Below are 3,034 nucleotides of genomic sequence, written 5' to 3' on the forward strand. Positions count from 1 at the left end.
AATTCCCTATTGCAAAACAAGAAGGACCCTCAATTGCTGGAATGATGTCCAAACCAGAGATTGCAAGTGCTATTGCACAATATGCCAATGAAAGATTAACTGAAAACATACAGAGACAACTTAAACGTCAAGAATATGCTGCCAACAAGAAAGGCTAGATCATGTTCTCAAGCTTTATCTATATATTCCATATCCTTATGAGTTTAAGCATTACATATTCTTATTGCAATTTAAAAAAAGATCATCATTTATGCTTTGTTTTTTCATAAAAAAAGTCAATAAAATCAATTCAAAAGGTACTCCCAGCGGGTTGGCTTCGTTGCGGGGCAGGACAGCGCAAACTATCGCTAGCGACAGAATTTTCAAATTGACTGTACATTGTACACTTAACTTATTGATAAATAACAATTTCAATATGTACACTGTACAGTATGTGAAACGTTTTCTTAGCAAAAAGTAATTTTTATTACTTGACAATTCTACAGTAATAGGTATCTTCGAATCAGGTGCCTAGAAAACACCTGAAAACAACTAGCGGATTGGTTGCCGAAATAACTGATCTTCCGCAAACTAAAAGCTTTGACTCATTGTATGCTACACGCATATAATAATATTGTCGGGTGTGGTTATGCTATACAATACCCTTTATGGGAAAGGCGTAACGACGGGCTAGTTGCCGTGTTTTCTAGCGCCCGGCATCCTCTTCGGATGTCAATAGAAAACCTTAACAACTAGGAGTTCATTATGAACACTCTTATTAAAATTACAGAACAAACAATTGATCAAGAAACTGTTCAAGCAGTAAATGCACGTGAGTTGCATATGTTTTTGAAGGTCACATCTCGTTTTAACGATTGGATCATTAATCGTATTAAAGAATATGGTTTCCTAGAAAATAAGGACTTTGTGAGTTTTACTAAAAATTTAGTAAAACCTAAAAGCGGTCGTCCAAGTACAGAATACCACATCACATTAGACATGGCGAAAGAGCTCTCAATGGTGGAACGTAACGAGAAAGGACGTCAAGCACGCCGTTATTTTATTGAGTGCGAGAAGAAACTAAAAAGCCAATTTGTTGATAATGAATTATTTTCTTATGAGTGTTTAAAAAAAACTGCTGGTGTTGAAGAAATCTTAGGATTGGTGATGAGACGTTTGTTAGATGCAAATAACCTCGAAAAAGAGCTTGATCATTACAAATCAGTTACAAAAGAAGCTAAACGAGTTTTAGCGACTCCGATTGCAAAAGTAGCTTAGACTTAAAACATCTTCCTTCCCCGTTCTCAAAATGGGGAGGTGGTTTAAAGATCAAGTTTTGAATGGGAGCCCAGACGCACTAAAATCAATCGATCTTGACCAATCAAGCGATAAATCAATACTAAGTCAGGTCGAATATGGCAATCTCGATAATTGCTCCAATTCCCAGTTAATGCATGGTCATAATATCGAGGTTCTAAAGGCTGGTCATTTGCTAATGCTGCAATGATTTGGCGCAAATCAGTATCTAAAAGATGCCGATACCGTCCTTTCATTTCACGCTTGAAATCACGTTTGAAGATAGTGGTACGTTCAATCGTCCGCATAGAGATCATCAAATAATTCGTCTACGGAATGAAACTTTTTTAAGTTACCTTCCTCTAGTTCTGCAAAAGCCGCTATAGTTTCCGCATTAGGTTGAAACAAGAAGGACGGAATAGCTTTATCTTGTGCAATACGCGTCATCAACACTCTCACAACATCACTTACTGATAAACCTGACGCTTGAATAACTTGACTAGCGATATTTTGAATTTCTTCTGGTACACGCGCTTGAACCATGCGACTGGCAGCCATAATGATTTCTCCTCTTGTAACTGTATTTCAATGTAATACAATTGAAGTTTAATTTCAACTGTAAAGCACATTTTTTAGAGTGGCGAGATCGTTTGGCTTAACAACCGCTTGCTTTTTTAAGACTTTTACCCACGTTTACGGCGTTCTTTTGTTACATATTTAAAGAAGGAGGGTGGTAAAACATCTTTAGCTGGCTTTAGACGTGCAAGTTCTTCATCTGTCAATGGTGGAGAATCCACGGCTTCCAAATCTTCTTTTGTGTAGCCGCATCTTATTTTAAAGTTTTTTTGAAAACCAATAATTCTCGTGTGACTTGGAGCGTATCCGTTTGCATATCGGAATATACACTCGATTATACCGGATCGTCAATTATCTGTTACGTCTTAAAACTTCATGAGTGGAAAGATCATTAAACCCTACATTCAAATTTATTGATTTTGGCAAATTCGTCTGCTTTTTCAGTTTGTAATATACTAACGTCATAAGCAGCTTGCATGTTGAGCCAAAATTCAGCAGTAGTATCAAAAAAATAGGCTAATCTGAGAGCAGTATCGGGAGTCACCGGACTATTTTCAGCAACAATACGTTCTATTCTCGTGCGTGGAACATTTAATGCTTTTGCAAGGGCATAAGCAGAGAGAGCATATTCTTTTAAATATTCCTCTCGTAAAATTTCTCCGGGATGAATAGCAATATAATTTTTCATCTCGACCTCCTACAGATCAATGATAATCTACGATTTCAACTTCATAAGCGCCATTAGAGCGCCATTCAAAACAAATACGAAACTGGTCATTAATACGAATAGAATATTGACCTTTACGCTCTCCTTTCAATGCTTCTAAACGATTTCCTGGAGGACTGCGTAAATCTTTAAGATCAACCGCTTTATCGAGCATAAACAATTTTCTTTGGGCTATACGTACTAGAGTTGTTGGAAAACCTTTAGGCGGATTACCTTCTAAAAGATCTTTACACCGCTTATCAGCAAAAGATTCAATCACCAAATCACCTTCATTCACTCTTTTATGTATCATATCATGATACCAATCTAAAGAAAAGGATGAATGTTGAAAAATATTTAGTAAAAGAGATGGCAATGACAAAGAAGCATCGTAAGGGTTTATCGGTTCGTGCGTTTGCGAAGAAGATGGGTGTTTCACATAATGCAGTGGTTTCTCGGATAAAGACAGGTAAATTT

The 3,034-nt window shown here is 36.8% G+C and carries 6 protein-coding genes and 1 pseudogene; 2 read left to right on the forward strand and 5 right to left on the reverse strand.

The features are described from left to right. Positions 1 to 744: 744 nt before the first annotated feature. Entirely contained in the window at positions 745 to 1,257 is a 513-nt protein-coding gene (locus tag ACFIO5_RS09590) for an antA/AntB antirepressor family protein (protein WP_375634171.1), read from the forward strand. Positions 1,258 to 1,301: 44 nt separating this feature from the next. On the opposite strand, the gene ACFIO5_RS09595 is transcribed toward ACFIO5_RS09590, so the two are convergent. From ACFIO5_RS09595 to ACFIO5_RS09610, 5 genes and pseudogenes are all read right to left on the reverse strand, one after another. Beyond that, positions 1,302 to 1,583 (reverse strand): type II toxin-antitoxin system YafQ family toxin, encoded by a 282-nt coding sequence (locus ACFIO5_RS09595; RefSeq protein ID WP_375634173.1) that lies wholly within the window; start codon positions 1,581 to 1,583, stop codon positions 1,302 to 1,304. Next, on the reverse strand, positions 1,570 to 1,833 hold the full coding sequence (locus ACFIO5_RS09600) for a type II toxin-antitoxin system RelB/DinJ family antitoxin (protein ID WP_375612164.1): 264 nt from the start codon (positions 1,831 to 1,833) through the stop codon (positions 1,570 to 1,572). The genes ACFIO5_RS09595 and ACFIO5_RS09600 overlap by 14 nt, the downstream gene beginning before the upstream one ends. Positions 1,834 to 1,961: 128 nt before the next feature. Beyond that, positions 1,962 to 2,132 (reverse strand): annotated as a pseudogene (locus tag ACFIO5_RS13615) (BrnA antitoxin family protein); the annotation flags it as partial. 110 nt (positions 2,133 to 2,242) lie between these two features. Continuing rightward, a complete protein-coding gene (locus ACFIO5_RS09605; RefSeq protein ID WP_004861504.1) occupies positions 2,243 to 2,539 on the reverse strand; it encodes a HigA family addiction module antitoxin in 297 nt (98 codons plus the stop codon). Between the two features lie 16 nt (positions 2,540 to 2,555). Beyond that, positions 2,556 to 2,870, reverse strand: a complete 315-nt coding sequence (locus tag ACFIO5_RS09610; protein WP_375634175.1) for a type II toxin-antitoxin system RelE/ParE family toxin — start codon at positions 2,868 to 2,870, stop codon at positions 2,556 to 2,558. Positions 2,871 to 2,932: 62 nt separating this feature from the next. Here ACFIO5_RS09610 and ACFIO5_RS13620 point away from each other — a divergent pair. Continuing rightward, a partial coding sequence (locus ACFIO5_RS13620) for a helix-turn-helix domain-containing protein (protein ID WP_522729878.1) occupies positions 2,933 to 3,034 on the forward strand: 102 nt, incomplete at its 3' end.

It is taken from the genome of Bartonella sp. AA86SXKL, from assembly GCF_042196885.1.

Excerpts from the sequence above, each read along its gene's own strand:
- ACFIO5_RS09610 (WP_375634175.1), bottom strand. The coding sequence starts at position 2,870 with ATGATACATAAAAGAGTGAATGAAGGTGATTTGGTGATTGAATCTTTT.
- ACFIO5_RS09605 (WP_004861504.1), bottom strand. The coding sequence starts at position 2,539 with ATGAAAAATTATATTGCTATTCATCCCGGAGAAATTTTACGAGAGGAA.
- ACFIO5_RS09600 (WP_375612164.1), bottom strand. The coding sequence starts at position 1,833 with ATGGCTGCCAGTCGCATGGTTCAAGCGCGTGTACCAGAAGAAATTCAA.
- ACFIO5_RS09590 (WP_375634171.1), top strand. The coding sequence starts at position 745 with ATGAACACTCTTATTAAAATTACAGAACAAACAATTGATCAAGAAACT.
- ACFIO5_RS09595 (WP_375634173.1), bottom strand. The coding sequence starts at position 1,583 with ATGCGGACGATTGAACGTACCACTATCTTCAAACGTGATTTCAAGCGT.